The following is an 18,611-nucleotide window of genomic DNA, read 5'->3' as shown; positions in this document are numbered from 1 at the left end:
TGGAGCGTCGCCAATGTCTGTCGACACACCCGATTCGTCGCCAAGAACTGTCCCCGCCGCCGCACCGCCGAAGACCGGCCTCGGCGCCGTGATCGAGGACTACGCGCTGGAAAGCGTGCCCGAATCCGCCCGCCGCGGCGGCTGGGGCCTGCTGTGGAACACCGCCGGGGCCGGGTCCACCCTCGTCGTGCTGTCGGTCGGCGCGGCCGTGACCCTCATCGCCGGGGTGGGCTGGGGCCTCGCCGTCGGAGCCGCCACCGCCCTGTTCGGCGGCGGGCTCGGCTGGGCGGTCGGCCACGTCAGCCGCGTGCAAGGGACCTCCAGCACGCTGACCGCCCGGTATTACGGGCTCGGTTCGCGCGGTTCGGTGCTTGCCTCGCTGATCTTCGCGGTGATGATCGTGAGCTTCCTGGCCTTGGAGAACGCGATGCTGTACAACGGCACGCTGTTCCTCTTCGGCTGGGCGCCGAGCCTCGGCAACGCGGTGCTGATCCTCGGGGTGCTCACCGTGCTGTGGCTCGTGCTCCCGACGTTTGGGATTTCCCTGGTACAGCGGACTTCCGGGCTTCTCACCGCCGTTTCGGCCGTGTTGTTCGTGGTCGTTGCCGGCATCGCAGTGTCCTCGTCGGGACGCTCGGTCGGCGCCATCCTCGGCTCCGGTCCCGGGGTGCCGGGATTCGCCGGGCAGGCCGACCGCGTCCAGGCGGCGCTCGCGTTGCTAGCCGGGATCGCGGGTGCGCTCGCGCTGCTGGGCGCGGATTTCGCCCGGTACGCCCGCACCAGCAAGGACGTCGGCGTGATGGCCGTCGGCGGTTCGATCGTGGTGAACCTCCTGGTGCCGATCCTCGGCACGCTGATCGTGCAGGCGGGCAGCGTGGTGGTCGGGATCCGGCTGAACAGCGATCCGGCCCTCGCCGCAACACAGCCCGGCGCGTCGGCCGAAGAGAAGGTCGCGGGCATGGTCTCGGCGAATCCCGGCGCGTTCTTCGTCGTGCTCGCCGGGGCGGTCGGGTTCGCGCTGGTGTATGCGGCGCAAGCGAAAGCCCAGGTCGTCAACGCGTATTCGGCGAGTCTGTCGCTGACGAATCTCGTCGACGGGCTGACCGGGCGCAGCCCCGGCCGGCTGGTCATGCTGGTGGTCGCGAACGCCGCCGCGCTGGCGATGATCGCGGGCGGGATCCTCAACGTGCTCGCGTCCTGGCTGGACGCGCTGGGCATCCTGACCACCTCGCTGTGCACGCTGATGATCGTCGACTACTTCGTCGTCCGGCGTCGCCGCCCGGCCGGCCCCGGCGCGGTCGAGCGGGTCAACTGGGCGGGCGTGCTCAGTCTTCTGGCCGCCTCCGCGCTGGCGGAAACGCTCGTGCTGAGCGGGGTCACGAGACTCGGCTTCCTCGTCGCCATCGCCACCACCGCCGTCCTCTACCCCGCGCTGCGGCTGACCGTGCTGCCGCCGGGCCGCTGGACCCGTCTCGACGGCCCCCGACCAGAAAAGGTGACCCCATGACCAGGCCGTACCGGATCGGCATCATCGGCGCGGGCTTCGCCGGGCTCAGCTCCGCCAAGGTGCTGCGCGAGTTCGGCTTCGACGTGACCGTCTTCGACAGCAGCCCGGACGTCGGCGGCGTGTGGAGCCGCACCCGCCGCTACCCCGGTCTCACCACCCAGAACGGCAAGGACAGCTACGTGCTCTCGGATTTCCCGATGCCGCGCGACTACCCGGAATGGCCGACCGGCGAACAGGTGCAGCAGTACCTGGAGTCCTATGTGGAGGAACGCGATCTGAAACCGCTGCTGCGGCTCAGCACCCAGGTCACGCGCGCCGAACTCGACGAATCCGTTCCACAGTGGACGCTCCGGCTGAAGGACATCGCCTCCGGCAAGGACCTGCCGCCCTGCACGGTCGACCACCTGGTGGTCGCCAACGGCATCTTCAGCACCCCATTCGTGCCGGACTACCCCGGCGCGGAGCAGTTCACCGCGGCCGGCGGGCGGATCTGCAGCGTCTCCGACGTCGCCGACCTCGACCAGGTCGCCGGGAAACACGCGCTGGTCGTCGGGTACGGGAAATCGGCCTGCGACGCGGCCGCGGTGTTCAGCGGGGTTGCGGCGTCCACCTCGGTAGTCGCCCGGGAACTGCTGTGGAAGATCCCGCGCAAGCTCGGCGGGGTCGTCAACTACAAGTACCTGCTGCTGACCCGGCTCGGCGAAGGACTGTTCCGCTACCTGCGTCCGCGCGGATTCGAGCGGTTCCTGCACGGGCCCGGACGACCGCTGCGCAACGCGATGCTGGCGAGCGTCCAGGCGCTCATCACCCGCCAGCTCCGGCTGCGCGAAACCGGCCTGGTCCCCGAGGGCCCGCTCGAACGGATCGCGCGCAGCACGGTCAGTCTCGCGACGAAATCGTTCTACGAGTCGGTAGCCGACGGCCGGATCGCCGTGCACCGCGACCGCACGATCCAGCGCCTCGCGGTCCGAAGTGGACAGACTGTCGCGGAGTTGTCGGACGGGACGATCCTGCCCGCGGACGTCGTGGTCTGCGGCACCGGCTGGCGGCAGTCGCTCCCGTTCCTCGGCGACGAGGTGCAGCGCCGGATCACCGACGAGGCGGGCAACTTCGCGCTGTACCGGCAGGTGCTGCCGCACGACGTGCCCGCGCTGACGTTCTGCGGCTACAACTCGTCGTTCTTCAGCCCGCTCAGCGCGGAGATCGCCGCCTGGTGGATCGCCGCGCATCTGACCGGGAATCTCGATCTTCCGCCGGTCGAGGAACGCCGGGCGCAGGTGGCCGAACGGCTCGCCTGGATGGAGCGGCGGACCGAAGGCAGGCACGCGCGCGGGACCAACATCGTCCCGTTCTCCGTGCACAACATCGACGAGCTGCTCAGCGACATCGGCATCGGCGTCAGCCGCAGGGAGCGGTTCGCCGAATGGCTCCGGCCGCTCAACCCGTCCGCATACGCCCGGGTGGGCGCGCGCCTGCTCGCCCGGCACCGCGCGTCGGGCCCCACCGTGTCCCCGGGTGCCGCGCACCCCCGAACGCAGAAGGTCGACGGATGACTCTCCAGCAAGAACCAGCCCTGGCCCCGGAATCGGCGGCGACGCGCTTCGGCCCGCTCGTCCGGCCCGACCGGGTCCACCGCACGCTCTACACCGATCCCGCCGTCTTCGCCGAGGAGATGACCAAGGTCTTCGGCGGCCGCTCGTGGGTGTATCTCGCGCACGAATCCCAGCTGCCCGAACCGCATTCCTTCCTGTCGGTCCGCATGGGACTCCGCCCGGTCCTGGTCACCCGCGACCGCGCCGGGAAGCTGCACGCGGTCTTCAACCGGTGCAGCCACCGCGCGGCGACGATCTGCCGCGAGGAACAGGGCGTCGCCAAGAGCTTCCAATGCCCTTACCACGGCTGGACTTTCCGCAACACCGGCGAGCTCGTGGGCACGCCGTGGCCGCAGGGGTACGGACCAGGGTTCGACAAAACCGAGTTCGGGCTGCACGTCGTGCCGCGCGTGGAGTCGTACCGCGGCTTCGTCTTCGGCACGCTCAACGAAGCCGCTCCCCCGGTCGCCGACTGGCTGGGACCGGCGACGACGTGGCTCGACTACTGGATCGACCGTTCTCCGGGCGAGGTGCTCGTCCGGGCCGCTGCCCACCGGATGGGCTACCGGGGCAACTGGAAACTCGCCTACGACAACGCGGGCGACGGCTACCATCCCGCGTTCTCCCACCGGTCGCTGCTCGAAATGGCGTCCCGCCTCGGCGAAAGCAAGGACATGGCCTACTTCGGCCGCACCCCGGACGACGGGCCGATGCGGACGCACATGCTGGGCAACGGGCACAGCGTCATCGACCAGCGGCCGAACTACGACGGCCCGGGCAGCTTCTGGGCCAACCAGCGGCCCCAGCCCGGCCGCGAGGCGTTCGAGGAACGGATCCGCGCCGAGCACGGGCCCGACGCGGACCGGCTGCTCGACCTGTGCGTCGGCTCGCAGATCAACCTGAGCATCTTCCCCAACCTGCTCGTCATCGGCAATCAGATCCAGGTCGTCGAACCGCTCGCCGTCGACCACACGCAGCTGACCTGGCACGCCACCGCGGTGTCCGGGGTGCCGCCCGTGGTCAACACGATGCGGATGCGCACCCAGGAGGACTTCCCTGCCTTCGGCGAACCCGACGACCAGGCGAATTTCGAGGAGGTCCAGCGGGGCCTCGCCGCCGCGGAGGCGGAGTGGGTGCTCATGAACCGCGGGTTCGGCGTCGACGGCTGGCAGGAGGTCGGCCCGGACGGCGTCGTGTCCAGCACCGCGACCGACGAACTGCACATGCGCAGCTACTACCCGGCGTGGCTCGCGCTGATGGAGGAGGAAACCCGATGATGCGCCCGATCCCCGCCGAGTACGCGGACACCTCGGCCTGGTCGTACCACGTCGACGACGAGTTCTACGCGGACCTGGCCCGCGAATCGGCGGCACTGCGCGAGGACTGGCCGACCGCCGGCGCCGCGGAACTGGCCGAAGCGCAGTCGTTCCTCGCCGCCGAAGCCCGGCTGCTGGACGAAGGCCGGTTCAACGAATGGCTCGACCTGTTCACCGACGACTGTCTTTACTGGGTCCCGGTCACCCCCGGCGCGGGCGACCCGCTCGCCGAGGTGTCGCACGCCTTCGACGACCGCAGGCGGCTGACCGACCGCGTCTACTGGCTGCGCACCGGCCTCGCGTTCAGCCAGATCCCCGCCTCGCGCACCCGCCGCCTGACCACGAATGTCGAGACGACCACCGATCCCGGTTCCGGCGTCCGGATGATCCGTTCGAACTTCGCCGTACACGAGTTCCGCGCCGGGATCGCGAAGATCCACGCGGGCTGGTACGGCCACGTCCTGGAACCCGGCGAGTCCGGCTGGCAGATCCGGCTCAAGCAGGTCAACCTGCTCGATTCCGAGCAGCTGCACGAGAATCTGACGCTGGTGTTCTGAATGGACACCCGAGGAGAAACCGCGCTGCGCCACGAGAACGAGCTGCTCCGGCTGCGCGTCGCCCGGCTGGAACGCGAACTGGCGGCCGCGGCCGGGGTGGTCCGGGAGGTCAAGGACCTGGCCTTCTGGGATTTCAGCCCGTACCGGGTCAGTCCCGACGCCTCGTGGCTCGCCGTGGACCGCGGCGGCGCCGAAACACTGCTGGCTGCGCTCGCGCGGGTCGACCACTGGCACCCGTGGTCGACCCGGCTCGAACCCCGCCCCCGACCCTGACTTTTCTTTCAGGAGCACCGATGCCCAAGATCGTGTTCACCCGCCCGGACGGCACCGCCCAGACCGTCGACGCCCGCCCGGGGGCGTCGGTGATGGAAACCGGGATCAAGCACGGCGTGCCGGGAATCGTCGCCGAATGCGGCGGCGCGCTGTCCTGCGCGACCTGCCACGTCTACGTCGGCGAGGAGCACCTGCCGCTCGTCGGGGCGGCGGCGGGCTTCGAGGACGAGATGCTCGACGACGCCGCCAGCGAACGGCGGCCCACCAGCAGGCTTTCCTGCCAGATCGCGATGTGCGACGAGCTCGACGGGCTCGCCGTGACCGTCGCCCCGGTCCAATGAGCGCCGGGGTGCTGGTCGCCGGCGCCGGTGAAGCGGGCGTCCGGCTCGCCGCCGCGCTGCGAGAAAACGGCTACGCCGAGCCGATTCTGCTCGTCGGGGAGGAAATGCATCCGCCGTACCAACGGCCGCCGCTGTCGAAGGCGTTCCTGTCCGGGACCGCCGGGGACGACGCGCTCGCGCTGCGTTCGCCCGAGTTCTATCAGGAGCAGGACATCACCGTCCGGACCGGTGTGCGGGTCGAGGACGCGGTTCTCGACGCGGACGGCCGGGGCACCGCCTCGCTGTCCGATGGGACGACCGTCGCGTTCGACCGGCTCGCTTTGGCGACCGGGGCGCGGGCTCGCACGCTGCCGTTTTCCGGTTCTAACGTGCATGTCCTGCGCAGCCGCGACGACGCGGTCCGGCTTCGGCTCGCGCTGGAGCATGCCAAGCGGGTCGTCTTGATCGGCGCGGGTTTCATCGGGCTCGAAATCGCCGCGGTAGCCCGGAAACGCGGCATTGAAGTCGTTGTCCTCGAACAACAGCCGCGGCTGCTGAGCCGGGTCGCCGCCGAACCGCTGTCGGAGTTTCTGCTGGCCGCGCATCGCGGCTGGGGCGCCGAGTTCGTCCTCGGCTCCGGTGTGGCCGCGGTCGAACCGGACGGCGTGCGATTGGCGGACGGGGAGTTCGTCACCGCCGACACGATCATCGCCGGGGTCGGCGCGGCTCCGGAAATCGGCCTGGCCCAGCGCCTCGGTCTCGCCTGCGACCGCGGCGTGCTCGTGGACGCCTTCTGCCGCACCAGCAACCCCGCCGTGGTGGCGCTCGGCGACTGCGCGGCCCAGCCTCATCCGCACCGGCCGGGCGCGTCGCTCGGGCTGGAATCGGTGCAGAACGCGGGCGACCAGGCCCGGGCCGCCGCCGCGACCCTCACCGGAAGACCCGCACCGCCGCGCGCGGTCCCGTGGTTCTGGTCCGATCAGGGCGACCTGAAGATCCAGATCGCCGGGGTCTCCGACGGACACGACCGGTACGTCGTGCGAGGCGGCGACGGCGGACTGACCGTCCTGTACTACCGCGCCGGGTCGCTCATCGCGGCCGACGCAGTCAACCGGCCGGGCGACTTCATGGCGGTGAAACGCGCGCTGGCCGCCGGGAAGACGATCGCGCCGGAGAACGCCGCGGACCCGGCACGGCCGTTGAAAACCCTGGTGAGGGAGGCCTAGAGCGCGTCGCGGCCACGCTCCCCGGTGCGGACACGCACGACCGCTTTGCCGGGCCACCGACGGACACGGCCGGTACGCCGTGCGAGGCGGCGGACTGACCGTCCTGTACTACTGCGCCGGAGAACGCGGCGGACCTGGCGCGGCCGCTGAAAACCCTGGTAGCGGAGGCCTAGAGCGCGTCGCGGCCACGCTCCCCGGTGCGGACGCGCACGACCGTCTCCACCGGGGTCACCCAGATCTTGCCGTCGCCGATCTTGCCGGTGTGCGCGGTGTCCAGCACGGTCCGCAGCGCGGCGTCGACCTGGTCGTCGTCGAGCAGGATCTCCAGCCGGTACTTGGTGATGAAGTCGACCTCGTACTCCGCGCCCCGGTAGATCTCGGTGTGGCCCTTCTGCCTGCCGTAGCCGCGGACCTCGCTCACCGTCATCCCGGCGATGCCCAGCTCCTGCAGGGCGATCCGGACGTCGTCCAGCACGAACGGCTTGACCACGGCGGTCAGCAGCTTCATCGGGTCTCCTCGCGCGCGGGCCGGTGCGATCCCGGTCCGCCGGCGAGCGCGCTGCCCCGGCGTCCGGACTGGACTGCCAGCTCGTACGCCCCTTCGGCGTGCTCGGCCTCGTCGACGCCGTCGATCTCGGCTTCGCGGTCGATCCGGAATCCCATGAACTTGTGCATGACCCAGCCGAGCAGGAGGGTCACTGCCAGCGAATACCCTAGTACCGCCAGAGTTCCGACCGCTTGGCGCCACAGCTGGTCGAGGCCGCCGCCGTAGAACAGGCCGTTCACGCCGCCGGGAGCCACGCCTGCGGTCGCGAAAAGACCGATCAGCAATGTCCCGGCGAAGCCGCCGAGCCCGTGCACCGCGACCACGTCCAGGGAGTCGTCGAAGCCGAACTTGTACTTGAGGCTCACCGCGAACGAGCACACGACCCCGGCCACGATCCCGATCGCGGCCGCGCCGAGCGGTTCGACGTAAGCACAGCCGGGCGTGATCCCGACCAGCCCGGCCACCGCGCCGGACGCGGCGCCGAGGGTCGTCGGCTTCCCGTCGCGGAACTGCTCGACCAGCAGCCAGCCCAGCACTGCGGCCGCCCCCGCGACGGTCGTGTTCAGGAACGACGTCGCCGCCGAGCCCTTCGCGACCAGCGCGGACCCGGCGTTGAACCCGAACCAGCCGAACCACAGCAACCCGGCCCCGAACATCACGAACGGGAGGTTGTGCGGCCGGACGGCCTGCTTCGGCCAGCCGTGCCGCCTGCCGAGCACGAGCGCCAGCGCCAGCGCGGCCGCACCGGAGTTCACCTCGACCACTGTGCCGCCCGCGAAGTCCAGCACGTGCAGCTTGGCCGCGATCCAGCCGTCGGGAGCGAAAACCCAGTGCGCCACCGGGATGTACACAAGGGTGGTCCAGACGACGGAAAACACCGTCCACGTCCAGAACCGGGCCCGCTCGGCGATCGCGCCGGCCAGCAGCGCGACCGTGATGACCGCGAACATCATCTGGAACGCCACGAACGCGTACAGCGGCACCTGGTTCCCAGCGGGCCCGACCGTCTGCTCCGCGAGCCCGTGCAGCCCGGCCAGCCGCAGGGTGCCGAGCAGCCCGCCGAACCAATCAGGTCCGAACGCGAGCGAATACCCGTAGAACACCCAGATCAGGCCGACGGTGGCGAGACAGACGAACGTCATCGCCATCACGTTCAGCACGCTCCGGGCACGCACCATCCCGCCGTAGAACAACGCGAGGCCGGGCGTCATCAGCATCACCAGCGCCGCACTACCCAGCAACCACGCCGTGCTTCCGGTATCGACCACGCCTCAGACACTCCTCGTCTCATCGCCCGGCCGCTGGAAGTTAACCGGGCGGTGTTACCGGAATGTTTCCGTCGTGCTTCCGCTAACGACCCGCGGTCCGGCGAATCGGGCGTATCGGAGCGAAAGGACGGCGAGGAGACGGAATTAGTGCGCATTGCGGGATAAAACGGATCCGGGATGGTGCCGGCTCGGAGGCCCGCACCACCCCGTGGCCGGTCAGCGCAGGAATCCGTCCACCAAGGCGAAGGTCGCGTCGGTGGCTTCGACCTGCGGAATGTGTCCCGCGCCGGGGACGATCGCGACCTTGCTGCCGGTGATCCGGGCGGCGAACTCGTCGGCGTAGGCGGCCGGGATCAGCTTGTCCTGCTCGCCCCAGACGATCTGGGTCGGCGCGCTGATCCGGTGCAGGCGGCGTTCGAGGCCTTTGTCCGGGATCGGCCAGACGAACTTGCCGGTGCAGCCCAGCGCCCACACCAGGCCCGCACCCGCCGCGATCGCCTCCTCGGGGTCTTCGGGCGGGGTCAGCATCGCCTTCGCCGCGTCGCCTTCGGGATCCGCGAAAAGCAGCTCCGGCAGCGCGGCGGGCGGGGCGGCGATCCAGTTCGCGACTGGATGCTCGTCTCGCCAGAGGCCGATCGGATCGAGCAGGACCAGCCGGGAGAACCGGTCGGGGTAGGCGGCGGCCAGTTCCGCCGCGAGCATCCCGCCGAACGACTGTCCGATGAGGACTGGCGTGCCGATTTCCAGTTTCCGGATCGCCTCCTCGTATATGAGCACGAGCTGCCACAGATCGTCGACCTTGTGGACGGCGTACGGATCGGCGGGCGAGGTGCCGGGGAATTCGGGGGCGTAGACGGTGAAGTCCTGGGCGAGGCGCTCCAGGAACGGATCCCACGCGAGCCCGGCGGCCGGGTGCAGGTAGACCAGGCCGGGGCCCTGGCCCGTTACCTTGACCCGGAGCTGGATCTCGCCGCCCCAGACGTCGACGGTCTTTTCGGTGAGGTCGAGGGTGCTGGTCATGCGAGGGCTCCTGTCAGGCGGGCGGAATCGGCCAGCGGCGTGCCGCCGAGTCGTTCGGGCCACCAGCGGTGCCGGTAGCCCTCTTCGGTCCACAGCTGCTGCAACCGCGGCATGACCGCGCTGGCGAACAGGTCGATGTTGTCCTTCGCCAGTTCGTGCGGCATGGAGCCGAACTGCAGCATCGCGTGCAGGTTGCCGATGCGGTATTCCCGCGCGTAGGCGAGCAGCTGTTCGGCGACGGTGTCCGGCGAACCGCAGATCACCGAGCCCGCGTCGACCAGTTCGGCGAAGGTGGCGGTGCGCATCTTGCTGTAGATGCCGAAGTCGCCGGGGTCGCGCATGATCGCTTCGACGCCGCGGATGTCGATGCCGCCGGGCAGCGCGAGCCGCTCCATCGGGATGGAGCCGATGCCTTTGCGGAAGAAGTACTCCGCGTGCTTGGCATACAGCGCTTCGGCCTTCGCGTCGGTGTCGGCGACGCACACGGTCTGCATGAAGCCGAGGCGGTACGGGTTGGCGTCCTTGCCGAGCCGGTCGGCGATTTCCCAGAACCGGTCGAAGATCCGGCGGCCGGTGACTTTCAGGCCGAACCAGCCGAAGTAGTTGAACCCGAATTCCCGTTCGAGCGTCATCTGCATGGTGCGCGGGTTGCCGATGCCGGTGATCCACACCGGCGGGTGCGGGGCCTGCTGCAGCGGCCGCGGCCAGAGGTTGACGCCGGGGTACTGCCCGAACCTGCCGTTCCACGGGAAGGCGCCGCCCTGGTGCGTCCACGCCTTCAGCACCAGTTCGAGGTTTTCGTCGAACCGCTGCCGGGTCTGCGCGGGCGGCACGCCGTTGTTGAGGTTGGCGTCATAGGCGAGGCCGACCGGGAACCCGGTGACCAGGCGGCCGTTCGACATGCAGTCGAGCATCGCCAGCTCCTCGGCCGCCCGCAGCGGTTCCCGGCTCTTGCCCAGCGACCGGCCGACCGGGTAGATCGCCGTCTCGATGTTCTCGGCCTCGGTGGCGTAGGCGAGGGCGGCCTCGATGATGTCGGGGTTCGGCGCCATGTCGTAGGAACTTTGGCCGTGCTCGGTGACGGCCAGGCCGTCGAATCCCGCGCGGGCGGCGTGCATCAGTTCGTCCATCGCTTCGCGGAACGCGGCGGCGACGTGCTGCGGTTCGGTGACTTCGTGGTACGGCGTCGTGATGACGGATTCGAACCGCTGCTCGAAGTCCTCGGCCAGGTGCCGGTACGGAACCTGTTGGAAGTACGTGACTTTCACGGTGTTCTCCAGTTCGTTCGAAGGTCAGATGTCGAGCGGTTCGCCGCTGTTCCCCGCGTCGGACAGGGCATGCAGTTCGTGCACGCGGCCGACCCACGCGCAGGCGGGCCGCCCGGCGAAGGCCGCCGTGCGCGGCAGCTGCGGCAGTTTCAGGCCGGAGCGGCGGAATTCGCCGCGGTGGAACGTCAACGGTTCGAGCCGGCGGGCGTCGTGGCAGGCGACCTCACCGAGCACCAGCACGTGGTCGCCGCCGTCGTAGGTGCGCCACGGCCGGCATTGCAGCCACGCCGCCGCACCGGTCAGCCGCGGCGGGCCGGTTTCCGGTTCGTGCCAGGAAACCGCGCCGTTCCGCGGTTTTCCCGCGAAGTGCAGGGCGACGTCGAGCTGGTTGGCGGCGAGGATGTTGACCGTGAACTCGTTGCCGGTCAAGCCTTCGCACGCCCGCGCCTGCCGTGCCACGGACACGAGGACCAGCGGCGGATCCATCGACACCGACGTGAACGAGTTCATCGTCGCGCCGCGCGGTTGCCCGTCGGCATCGCGATAGGTGACGACGGTGACGCCGGTCGAGAACTCGCCCAGAACCGTGCGGAGCCGTTTCGCGTTGCCCGGTGCGTGCATAGTGGTCATGTCGTTTCTCCGGTCAGGTCACGACGTTGAGGAAGTCGGGGTCGAGTTCGCGGTGGGTGTAGTTGATGCCCTGCGCGGCCTTGTCCATCGTCCAGGTGATCGTGCGGAAATCCGGGCCGGTGCGGTAGCCGCCCGCGAAGACCTCGTTGCGGTTGCCCGCCGGGTCGAAGAAATAGATCGTCTCGCCGCGGGTGATGCCGTGCCGCGCCGGGCCGAAGTCGATGGGCACGTCGTGCATCGAGAAGAGGTCGCCCGCGCGCAGCAGGGTGTTCCAGTCGTCGACGTGGTAGGCGAAGTGGTGGAGTTTTCCCTGCTCCCCCTTCACGAACGCGATGTCGTGCGGCTGTTCGCCGCAGAACATCCACGAGCCGACCAGCTCGTCGTTGCCCGCGCCGCCGACCAGCCGTTCCGCCGCCCGGAAGCCGAGCACCTCGGAGAAGAACCGTTCCAGCAGCGCCGGGTCCTCGGTGGTGATCAGCGTGTGGTCCAGACGCGGCACGCCGATGCCGCGCAGTCCCGAACGCGGCCAGGGATCGGGATTCCAGTTCCCGGTCGCGTTGCCGAGATATTCGACGTCGCTGTACAGCTCGAGGGTGTGTTCCGATGGCAGCGTCAGCCGCAGGCCGTCGCCGACGCCTTCGTTGTCGCCCTTGCTCATCCGCTCGACCCGCACGCCGAAGGACGCCGCGCGGCGCTCGAATTCGTCGAGGTCGCCGGACTTCTCGACCTTGTAGCCCAGTTTGACCAGGCCGACGCCGCCCTCCTCGAGAACGACCGAATGGTGGTCGTGCTCGTCCCAGGACTTGAGGTAGAGCCGCCCGTCCTGCTCGGCGACCTGGTCCATGCCGAGCGTCTCGCGGTAGTGCTCGGCCGAGCCCGGCAAATCGGTGACTCGCACGTGGACGTACCCGAGTCTGATCACACCCATGTTCGCTCCCGGTTTTCAGCTGGCGGGCCGGAAAGCTCCGAAGACCCGCGTCAAAGCGTCCTTTTCGGACAGCCGGACGACGACCTCGCCCTCGGGCCGTGCCCGGCAGGGAAGGCATTTGCCCGCGGCGCGCTCCTCCGCGCTGAGCGCGGATTCGGCGACCGGGACGGGATAGCGGACCTGGCCCTCGACCAGATCGGCCTTGCAGGCGCGGCATCCGCCCCGGCGGCAGCAATAGCGCGTCCGGTAGCCGTGCCTGCGGACCGCGTCCACGATCGACTCTCCGTTGTGGACAGTCAGCCGCACGTCGGCGGGGAGGATCCGCACCGCGCCGGAGACTTCCGGTTGATCGCTCATCGCACACCCCGCCTCGTCGTCGAGTCGATTCGTTCGCGCTGTCCGAGGGACTGTAGGCGGGCTCCCGGGCCCATTTCGATCCGTTGCGCGCGAGGCTCATCCAGTTCGCGCAAGCATTTGTGCACTACCGCACGCAAGCCGTTGCCCAGCAGTTCTCGCGCGTGTCAGATTCGCAACAGCCAGCCACTGACGTAATGGAAAAAGGAGTTCGCGATGACCGAAGAATCACCCGAGATCGGACTGCGGGTCGACGTGCACGGCGTCGCCACGAACTATCACGACCAAGGCTCCGGCGATCCGGTGCTGCTGATCCACGGCTCTGGCCCCGGCGTGTCCGCGTCGGCGAATTGGCGGCTCGTCCTGCCCGAACTCGCGAAGCGGCACCGGGTCGTCGCTCCGGACATCCTCGGCTTCGGCTACACCGAACGGCCCGAGGACGCCGTCTACGACGCCGAAAGCTGGCTGGAGCACCTCGTCGGCTTCCTCGACGCGCTCGGCCTCGACCGGGTGTCCGTGGTCGGCAACAGCTTCGGCGGCTCGCTGGCGCTGCGGCTGGCCACCCGGCATCCGGACCGGGTCGACCGGCTCGTGCTGATGGGCAGCGTCGGCGTGCACTTCCCGATCACCCCGGGGCTGGAGGCGGTCTGGGGCTTCGAACCGTCGGTGGAGAACATGCGCCGCCTGCTCGACGTGTTCGCCCACGACCCCCGGTTCGCCACCGACGAACTCGCCGAACTCCGCTACCGCGCCGCGACCCGGCCGGGCGTGCACGAGGCGTACGCGGCCATGTTCCCGGCCCCGCGCCAGGACAAGGTCGCGGCCATGGCTGTCCCGGAAGACGCCATCGCCGTCCTCCCGCACGAGACGCTCCTCGTGCACGGCCGCGACGACCAGGTCATCCCGCCCTCGACCAGCTATCGGCTGCTCGATCTGATCCCGAACAGCCAGCTGCACGTGTTCGCCCGCTGCGGGCACTGGGTCCAGATCGAACACGCCGCCGCCTTCGCCGCGCTTGCGGACGCCTTCCTCTCCGGGGCACTCTGAACCACGCCCCGTCACCACGTGGACAACGACGACTGCGCCAGGTGATCACCATGACCGCGACACCGAACCGGCCGCTCCCCCGGACTTCGCCGAGGTGGGCCACCGACGTCGTGCGCACCGCCGACCGGGACGAGGCCCAGCGGGAGATCTCCGAGGTGTTCAGCACGCACACCCTCGAGGTGGCCGGCCCCGGGGCGGACCTCGACGTCGCGCTCCGGGCCCGGCGCTCCGGGCCCGGCGCACCGAAGACCTCACCATCGCCGACATCCGGCACGGCACCGAGGTCGTGGTCCGCCCCGGCCGGCTGCACTCCTACTACGAGATCAACGTCCCGCTCCGCGGCCACACCCTCTCGCAGTGCGGACCCGACGAGATCGAATCCGGCCCGGGGCGGGCGGCCGTGCTCACCCCGACCGAGGAATCGAGCATGCGCTGGAGCGCCGACTGCGCCCAGCTCGCGGTCAAAGTGAGCAGGCAGGTGGTCGAGCGGACCGTCGAGGGCGTGCTCGGCTGCCCGCCCGACGAGGCCGTGCACTTCTCGATCGGGTTCGACCTCGCCGACGGACCCGGCCGCAACTGGCTCCGCGCCGTCATGCTGCTGCGCGACGCCGTCGACTCCGACGCCCCCGACCTGGTCCTGCGCCCGCTCGAAGAACTCGTCGTCGGCCAGCTCCTCGCCGCCCAGCCCAACAACTTCTCCGACCGCCTCCTCCGCGGCGCCGCCCGCCCGGCCCGGCCCCATCTCCTGTCGCGCGTCATCGACGTGATCGACGCCGACCCCGCCGCCGCGCACACCGTCTCTGCCCTCGCCAAGGTCGCCGGGACCAGCGTCCGGTCCTTGCAGGCCGCCTTCGCCGAGCATCTCGGGCTCACGCCGATGGAATACCTCCGCCGAGTACGGCTGTCCCGGGCGCATCAGGATCTGCGGGAGGCGGTTTCCGGCGACGGTCTTTCGGTCGCCGACATCGCCTTCCGCTGGGGATTCGGGCATGTGCCCCGCTTCGCCGCGGCCTATCGGGAACGCTACGGCCAGCTGCCGTCGCAAACCCTGCGCACGTGATCCGGGCGTGGGCGGGACACTCGCGTCCCGCCCACGCGTTCCGGACTAGCCGGCCAACAAGACGATCAGCACGGCGCACAGCCCGAGACAGTAACTCTCGAAAATGACGCGCAGCCGCCGCGGCGCGTCTTTCAGCTCCATGAAGTAGAGCCCGATGCAGCGGACCTTCAGGAAGGCGACCGCGACCACCGCGATATTCGCCGCCGTGGCCGACGAGAAACCGTGGCCGCTGCCCAGCCAGAACGACAGACAGGTGACGATGATCAGGCCCAGCCAGACAAGGAACACCCTGTTGCGGCCGGCCGAACTTCGTTCGCCGATCTCAGCCTGGGTCACGATTCGCGCTCCTTCGCTTCGCCCGGGCTGATCACGGCCTTCACCGCGTCGCCGCGCTCGACGGCGTCCAGCGCGGCATCGGCTTCCGCGACATCGAACCGGTGCGTGATGATCCTCGCCAGCGGAATTGTTCGTTCGAGCCGCGCGGCCAGATTCATCGCCCGGTAGTAATGCTCGGGCTGGGCATAGCACGAGCCCACGATCCGAAGGTTCTTGTGCACGACGACGGTGGGGTCGATCGAGGCGGCACCGTGTCCTGACCACAGCCCGATCAGCAGATAGCACCCGTTGTGCCCGGCGAGGTCGACGCCCTCGCCGAACGCGGACAGCACCCCCGCGGCTTCGACAACCAGCCGCGGGCCGCGCGGACCGCACAGTTCGGCCACCCGTTCCCGGCGGCGCTCCGCGTCGACCGACAGCGGAATCGTCGCGGTGGCACCGAGTTCGCGTGCGGTCTCGAGGCGGTTTTCGTGCTGGTCGATCACCACGATCGTGCGCGCGCCGCGCTGCCGCGCTACCAGCACGGCGGACAGGCCGATCGGACCGGCCCCTTGGATGACGACACTGTCGACGACGCCGGGGAGCCCGGCCCGGTCGAACCCCTGCAGAACCGCCGGCAACGCACACCCGAGCGCGATGACCGCCTCCGGCGAGGCGCCGTCGGGTATGCGGTACACCGCCATCCCCGACGGAAGGGTGACCAGGTCCGCGTAACTGCCCCAGCCCGGCTGATCGGCGGGGTGGAACCAGGCACCGTGCGGGCAGGAGGAGAAGTCTTTTTCGACCGTGCAGTAGTAGCAGCGGTGACAGGGCGGTATCGGGCACCAGTAAACCGCGTCGCCGGGAACCAGCTCGACACCCGCCGCGTCGTGAGTTACGCCGGCACCCAGTTCCTCGACCACGCCGGTTCCTTCGTGGCCGAGCACGACCGGAAACGGGAGGCCGAAATCGCCGCGACGCAGGTGGACGTCCGTGCCGCAGACGCCGCCGAGCAGCGTGCGCGCCAGGATCTGCCCGGGTCCGGGCGGCGGCACCTCGATCCGCCCGCTGTCGACCGGGCCGCCGCCCTCGGTGAGGACGGCGACGCGGCTCGCGCGTGCCTGCCCGGTCACAGCCGCACCAGCCCGCCGTCGGCCATGATCGTCTGGCCGGTGACGAAGTGCGGATCCTCGCTGGTGAGGAACAGGATCGTGCCGACGACGTCGTCGGCTTCGCCGATCTTCTTGATGGCTTGCCCCTGCGAGACGATCTCCTGCAGTTCCGGCGACACGGCCGACACGACTCCCGGGGTCCGGGTGAGGGTCGGGCCGACCGCGTTGACGGTGATGCCGTGGGCCGCGACGTCGTTCGCCAGCGCCCGGGTGAATCCGATCGCGCCCATTTTGCTGGCCATGTACGCGGAGAGCCCGGGCACGACCAGGCCGATCGAGTTGGAGGTGAGGTTCACGATCCGGCCCCAGCCCGCATCCTTCATCGACGGCAGCACGGCCTTGGTCATCAGGAACTGCGAATCCAGGTTCACCGTCAGCACCTTGCGCCACGTCTCGTAGGTCAGGTCACCGATGTCGACGAACGGGTAGATGCCGACGTTGTTGACGAGGATGTCGCAGCGTCCGTACCGTTCCCGGACTTCGTCGCCGATCTCCCGTGTCCGGTCCGGATCGGACACGTCGGCGACCAGTCCGAGGGCTTTGTGGCCGGATTCGGCCAGCTGGTCCAGCGTCTCGGCCGGTTCGGCGAGGTCGACAGCGATCACTGACGCGCCCCGGTCGGCGAGCTGGCGGCAGACCGCCTGCCCGATTCCCCGCGCGGCTCCGGTCACGACCGCAACGCGATTCTGGTGCGATTTCATCGGATCTCCTGGATTTCCTTGAGTGTTCGAGACAGGTTTTCCGCTCCGGGCTGTCTCACCGGAGCAGGTAGATCAACGGGAAAATGACGACCCACAACAGATCCACCATGTGCCAGAAGCAGGCACCCGATTCGGCCGCGGCGAGCCTGGTGTTTCCCGCGACCGGCAGCTGTGCGGTCCGGAACAGGTGGACCAGCACGCAGAGGCCGACGAGGACGTGCACGAGGTGCAGCCCGGTGAGCACGTAATAGAGGTGATAGAAGTCGTTCGTGTAGGGAGTGTTTCCTTGTGCCGCTTCGGCGTGCCATTCCACCGCCTTGAGCACCACGAAAGCCGCCCCGCACGCCATCGCCGCCATCAGCGCTCTCGACGCCGCGCGCCTGGCCCCGGCCTTGATCGCGCGCATGCCGATGACGACGAACACCGAGCTGACCAACAGGATGACCGTGTTCGCGAAGCCGAGATCGTGCAACATCGTCTGTTGCGACCTGTCGAACACGTCGGGCTGCCGGCGACGGTAAATGACGTACATGCAGAACAGCAGCCCGAAAACAGCGAGGTCGCCGTAGATGAATACCCAGATGCCGATTTCGCCCGGGACCCGCTTCGCCGGTTTTCCGAGACGCTCGCGTCGTGCTGCGGCGCCTTTCTCAGTGCTGACTGCCGCCTGGCCGTCGATCGTCATCGCGCCACCACCGGTTCCTCGGCCGCGGCGACCTCAGGCCGCGATCCGCGCTCTCGCGCCGCGTCTCGGTTCATCTGCTTGTGCATGACCACGGACAAGGCGATCGTGAAAGTGGTGTACGCCCCCGCGAGGACATAGAAGGCCAGCAGCCCGTCGTAGGCGAACGGGCCGGTCTTGAAGAAGGCCAGCATGCCGCCGGGGAACATCAACAGTGCGCACCACAGGCAGAAGTAGCCCACCCAGCGCGGAAACACCGGCGTATCGCGCTTGTCGCTGAAAACGACGATGGCGAGCACGACCATGAACGCGGCGAACGGAGAATACGGGTATTCCGCGGCGAACCAGAACGCGTCGTTGATCAGCCGGGTGATCTCCGGCGGCACTTCCCCGGCCCGATACGCGCCGAAACCCAGCAGAACCGGGCAGGACAACGTGATCAAGAACATCGCCGACGCGAAGATCGTCAACGTGTACGTCAGGAAAGGCGACGAGGTCTCCACGGACCGGCACTCCGCGATGACCACTCCCGCCCAGTTGGCCCACAACGCAATGGACACGATGGCGACAAAGGCCGCGACGAGGATCCCAGTCTGATTTCCGGCGTATACCTCGGCTATCCGCTCGGCCGGCCACGAAGGTCTCGGCGGCGGCACCATCCGCGCCAGCAGGACGAGCGCGGCGACAAAGGGAGCCAGGGACAACGGCCCTGACCAGATGAACCATTTCTTAACCGTCGGACTGATCTGACTCGAACCCATTCACTGGTCCTCTCCAGCGGCGAGCGACATTGCCCGCGACGCCGCCCCGCGCTGCTCGAGAACGATT

The 18,611-nt window shown here is 69.2% G+C and carries 21 protein-coding genes; 9 read left to right on the top strand and 12 right to left on the bottom strand.

The window, feature by feature from the left end; genetic code table 11:
* Positions 1–13 precede the first annotated feature (13 nt).
* From EIZ45_RS01730 to EIZ45_RS01700, 7 genes are read left to right on the top strand one after another with little or no spacing between them, the layout of a single operon-like run.
* Positions 14–1,507, top strand: coding sequence for a hypothetical protein (locus EIZ45_RS01730; RefSeq protein WP_205669765.1), 1,494 nt, complete (start codon positions 14–16; stop codon positions 1,505–1,507).
* Complete coding sequence (locus tag EIZ45_RS01725; RefSeq protein ID WP_134661563.1) at positions 1,504–3,060, top strand: NAD(P)/FAD-dependent oxidoreductase; 1,557 nt, start codon at positions 1,504–1,506, stop codon at positions 3,058–3,060. The genes EIZ45_RS01730 and EIZ45_RS01725 overlap by 4 nt, the downstream gene beginning before the upstream one ends.
* Positions 3,057–4,376, top strand: coding sequence for a Rieske 2Fe-2S domain-containing protein (locus EIZ45_RS01720; protein ID WP_134661564.1), 1,320 nt, complete (start codon positions 3,057–3,059; stop codon positions 4,374–4,376). Before EIZ45_RS01725 ends, EIZ45_RS01720 begins: the two co-directional genes overlap by 4 nt.
* On the top strand, positions 4,373–4,972 hold the full coding sequence (locus tag EIZ45_RS01715) for an aromatic-ring-hydroxylating dioxygenase subunit beta (RefSeq protein WP_134661565.1): 600 nt from the start codon (positions 4,373–4,375) through the stop codon (positions 4,970–4,972). Before EIZ45_RS01720 ends, EIZ45_RS01715 begins: the two co-directional genes overlap by 4 nt.
* Positions 4,973–5,245, top strand: coding sequence for a hypothetical protein (locus EIZ45_RS01710; RefSeq protein ID WP_051728488.1), 273 nt, complete (start codon positions 4,973–4,975; stop codon positions 5,243–5,245). It abuts the gene before it with no gap.
* 20 nt (positions 5,246–5,265) lie between these two features.
* Positions 5,266–5,586 (top strand): 2Fe-2S iron-sulfur cluster-binding protein, encoded by a 321-nt coding sequence (locus EIZ45_RS01705; protein ID WP_037805825.1) that lies wholly within the window; start codon positions 5,266–5,268, stop codon positions 5,584–5,586.
* Complete coding sequence (locus tag EIZ45_RS01700; RefSeq protein ID WP_134661566.1) at positions 5,583–6,791, top strand: NAD(P)/FAD-dependent oxidoreductase; 1,209 nt, start codon at positions 5,583–5,585, stop codon at positions 6,789–6,791. The genes EIZ45_RS01705 and EIZ45_RS01700 overlap by 4 nt, the downstream gene beginning before the upstream one ends.
* Positions 6,792–6,960: 169 nt before the next feature.
* On the opposite strand, the gene EIZ45_RS01695 is transcribed toward EIZ45_RS01700, so the two are convergent.
* The 7 genes from EIZ45_RS01695 to EIZ45_RS01665 form a co-directional block, all read right to left on the bottom strand.
* Positions 6,961–7,299, bottom strand: coding sequence for a P-II family nitrogen regulator (locus EIZ45_RS01695; RefSeq protein WP_037805822.1), 339 nt, complete (start codon positions 7,297–7,299; stop codon positions 6,961–6,963).
* On the bottom strand, positions 7,296–8,606 hold the full coding sequence (locus EIZ45_RS01690; RefSeq protein WP_134661567.1) for an ammonium transporter: 1,311 nt from the start codon (positions 8,604–8,606) through the stop codon (positions 7,296–7,298). The genes EIZ45_RS01695 and EIZ45_RS01690 overlap by 4 nt, the downstream gene beginning before the upstream one ends.
* A 216-nt stretch (positions 8,607–8,822) precedes the next feature.
* Positions 8,823–9,626 (bottom strand): alpha/beta fold hydrolase, encoded by an 804-nt coding sequence (locus EIZ45_RS01685; RefSeq protein WP_134661568.1) that lies wholly within the window; start codon positions 9,624–9,626, stop codon positions 8,823–8,825.
* Positions 9,623–10,894 carry an LLM class flavin-dependent oxidoreductase gene (locus tag EIZ45_RS01680; protein WP_134661569.1) on the bottom strand — a complete coding sequence of 424 codons (1,272 nt, stop codon included), beginning with the start codon at positions 10,892–10,894 and terminating at the stop codon, positions 9,623–9,625. The genes EIZ45_RS01685 and EIZ45_RS01680 overlap by 4 nt, the downstream gene beginning before the upstream one ends.
* Before the next feature lie 24 nt (positions 10,895–10,918).
* The gene (locus EIZ45_RS01675) at positions 10,919–11,524 is read right to left on the bottom strand and encodes a flavin reductase family protein (protein WP_205669766.1); all 606 of its coding nucleotides are present in this window, start codon (positions 11,522–11,524) and stop codon (positions 10,919–10,921) included.
* 13 nt (positions 11,525–11,537) lie between these two features.
* Positions 11,538–12,452, bottom strand: a complete 915-nt coding sequence (locus EIZ45_RS01670) for a catechol 2,3-dioxygenase (RefSeq protein ID WP_134661570.1) — start codon at positions 12,450–12,452, stop codon at positions 11,538–11,540.
* Positions 12,453–12,467: 15 nt separating this feature from the next.
* A complete protein-coding gene (locus EIZ45_RS01665; RefSeq protein WP_134661571.1) occupies positions 12,468–12,809 on the bottom strand; it encodes a 2Fe-2S iron-sulfur cluster-binding protein in 342 nt (113 codons plus the stop codon).
* A 213-nt stretch (positions 12,810–13,022) separates the two neighbouring features.
* Between EIZ45_RS01665 and EIZ45_RS01660 the strand changes: the two genes are divergently transcribed.
* Together EIZ45_RS01660 and EIZ45_RS01655 are read left to right on the top strand one after the other, a co-directional pair.
* Complete coding sequence (locus EIZ45_RS01660; RefSeq protein ID WP_134661572.1) at positions 13,023–13,853, top strand: alpha/beta fold hydrolase; 831 nt, start codon at positions 13,023–13,025, stop codon at positions 13,851–13,853.
* Between the two features lie 94 nt (positions 13,854–13,947).
* A complete protein-coding gene (locus EIZ45_RS01655) occupies positions 13,948–14,913 on the top strand; it encodes an AraC family transcriptional regulator (protein ID WP_167756315.1) in 966 nt (321 codons plus the stop codon).
* Positions 14,914–14,958: 45 nt separating this feature from the next.
* On the opposite strand, the gene EIZ45_RS01650 is transcribed toward EIZ45_RS01655, so the two are convergent.
* From EIZ45_RS01650 to EIZ45_RS01630, 5 genes are read right to left on the bottom strand one after another with little or no spacing between them, the layout of a single operon-like run.
* Positions 14,959–15,249, bottom strand: a complete 291-nt coding sequence (locus EIZ45_RS01650) for a cytochrome C oxidase subunit IV family protein (protein ID WP_199817145.1) — start codon at positions 15,247–15,249, stop codon at positions 14,959–14,961.
* Positions 15,246–16,361: a zinc-binding dehydrogenase gene (locus tag EIZ45_RS01645; RefSeq protein ID WP_037805811.1), complete on the bottom strand. Its 1,116-nt coding sequence runs from the start codon at positions 16,359–16,361 to the stop codon at positions 15,246–15,248. Before EIZ45_RS01645 ends, EIZ45_RS01650 begins: the two co-directional genes overlap by 4 nt.
* Positions 16,358–17,101 carry an SDR family NAD(P)-dependent oxidoreductase gene (locus EIZ45_RS01640; protein ID WP_134661574.1) on the bottom strand — a complete coding sequence of 248 codons (744 nt, stop codon included), beginning with the start codon at positions 17,099–17,101 and terminating at the stop codon, positions 16,358–16,360. The genes EIZ45_RS01645 and EIZ45_RS01640 overlap by 4 nt, the downstream gene beginning before the upstream one ends.
* A 55-nt stretch (positions 17,102–17,156) precedes the next feature.
* Positions 17,157–17,786, bottom strand: coding sequence for a cytochrome c oxidase subunit 3 (locus tag EIZ45_RS01635; RefSeq protein ID WP_134661575.1), 630 nt, complete (start codon positions 17,784–17,786; stop codon positions 17,157–17,159).
* Positions 17,783–18,544: a hypothetical protein gene (locus tag EIZ45_RS01630; protein WP_037805808.1), complete on the bottom strand. Its 762-nt coding sequence runs from the start codon at positions 18,542–18,544 to the stop codon at positions 17,783–17,785. Before EIZ45_RS01630 ends, EIZ45_RS01635 begins: the two co-directional genes overlap by 4 nt.
* Positions 18,545–18,611 lie beyond the last annotated feature (67 nt).

Origin of the sequence: Amycolatopsis sp. CFH S0740 (assembly GCF_004522315.1) — a bacterium.
GTDB classification, from domain to species: Bacteria; Actinomycetota; Actinomycetes; order Mycobacteriales; family Pseudonocardiaceae; genus Amycolatopsis; species Amycolatopsis nivea.
Note: the sequence above shows the minus strand (reverse complement) of the source record. Positions and strands in the feature narration are given on the sequence as shown.

Coding starts and splice junctions, on each gene's coding strand:
- EIZ45_RS01730 (WP_205669765.1), top strand. CDS start 14: ATGTCTGTCGACACACCCGATTCGTCGCCAAGAACTGTCCCCGCCGCC.
- EIZ45_RS01725 (WP_134661563.1), top strand. CDS start 1,504: ATGACCAGGCCGTACCGGATCGGCATCATCGGCGCGGGCTTCGCCGGG.
- EIZ45_RS01720 (WP_134661564.1), top strand. CDS start 3,057: ATGACTCTCCAGCAAGAACCAGCCCTGGCCCCGGAATCGGCGGCGACG.
- EIZ45_RS01715 (WP_134661565.1), top strand. CDS start 4,373: ATGATGCGCCCGATCCCCGCCGAGTACGCGGACACCTCGGCCTGGTCG.
- EIZ45_RS01710 (WP_051728488.1), top strand. CDS start 4,973: ATGGACACCCGAGGAGAAACCGCGCTGCGCCACGAGAACGAGCTGCTC.
- EIZ45_RS01705 (WP_037805825.1), top strand. CDS start 5,266: ATGCCCAAGATCGTGTTCACCCGCCCGGACGGCACCGCCCAGACCGTC.
- EIZ45_RS01700 (WP_134661566.1), top strand. CDS start 5,583: ATGAGCGCCGGGGTGCTGGTCGCCGGCGCCGGTGAAGCGGGCGTCCGG.
- EIZ45_RS01695 (WP_037805822.1), bottom strand. CDS start 7,299: ATGAAGCTGCTGACCGCCGTGGTCAAGCCGTTCGTGCTGGACGACGTC.
- EIZ45_RS01685 (WP_134661568.1), bottom strand. CDS start 9,626: ATGACCAGCACCCTCGACCTCACCGAAAAGACCGTCGACGTCTGGGGC.
- EIZ45_RS01675 (WP_205669766.1), bottom strand. CDS start 11,524: ATGACCACTATGCACGCACCGGGCAACGCGAAACGGCTCCGCACGGTT.
- EIZ45_RS01670 (WP_134661570.1), bottom strand. CDS start 12,452: ATGGGTGTGATCAGACTCGGGTACGTCCACGTGCGAGTCACCGATTTG.
- EIZ45_RS01665 (WP_134661571.1), bottom strand. CDS start 12,809: ATGAGCGATCAACCGGAAGTCTCCGGCGCGGTGCGGATCCTCCCCGCC.
- EIZ45_RS01660 (WP_134661572.1), top strand. CDS start 13,023: ATGACCGAAGAATCACCCGAGATCGGACTGCGGGTCGACGTGCACGGC.
- EIZ45_RS01640 (WP_134661574.1), bottom strand. CDS start 17,101: ATGAAATCGCACCAGAATCGCGTTGCGGTCGTGACCGGAGCCGCGCGG.
- EIZ45_RS01635 (WP_134661575.1), bottom strand. CDS start 17,786: ATGACGATCGACGGCCAGGCGGCAGTCAGCACTGAGAAAGGCGCCGCA.
- EIZ45_RS01630 (WP_037805808.1), bottom strand. CDS start 18,544: ATGGGTTCGAGTCAGATCAGTCCGACGGTTAAGAAATGGTTCATCTGG.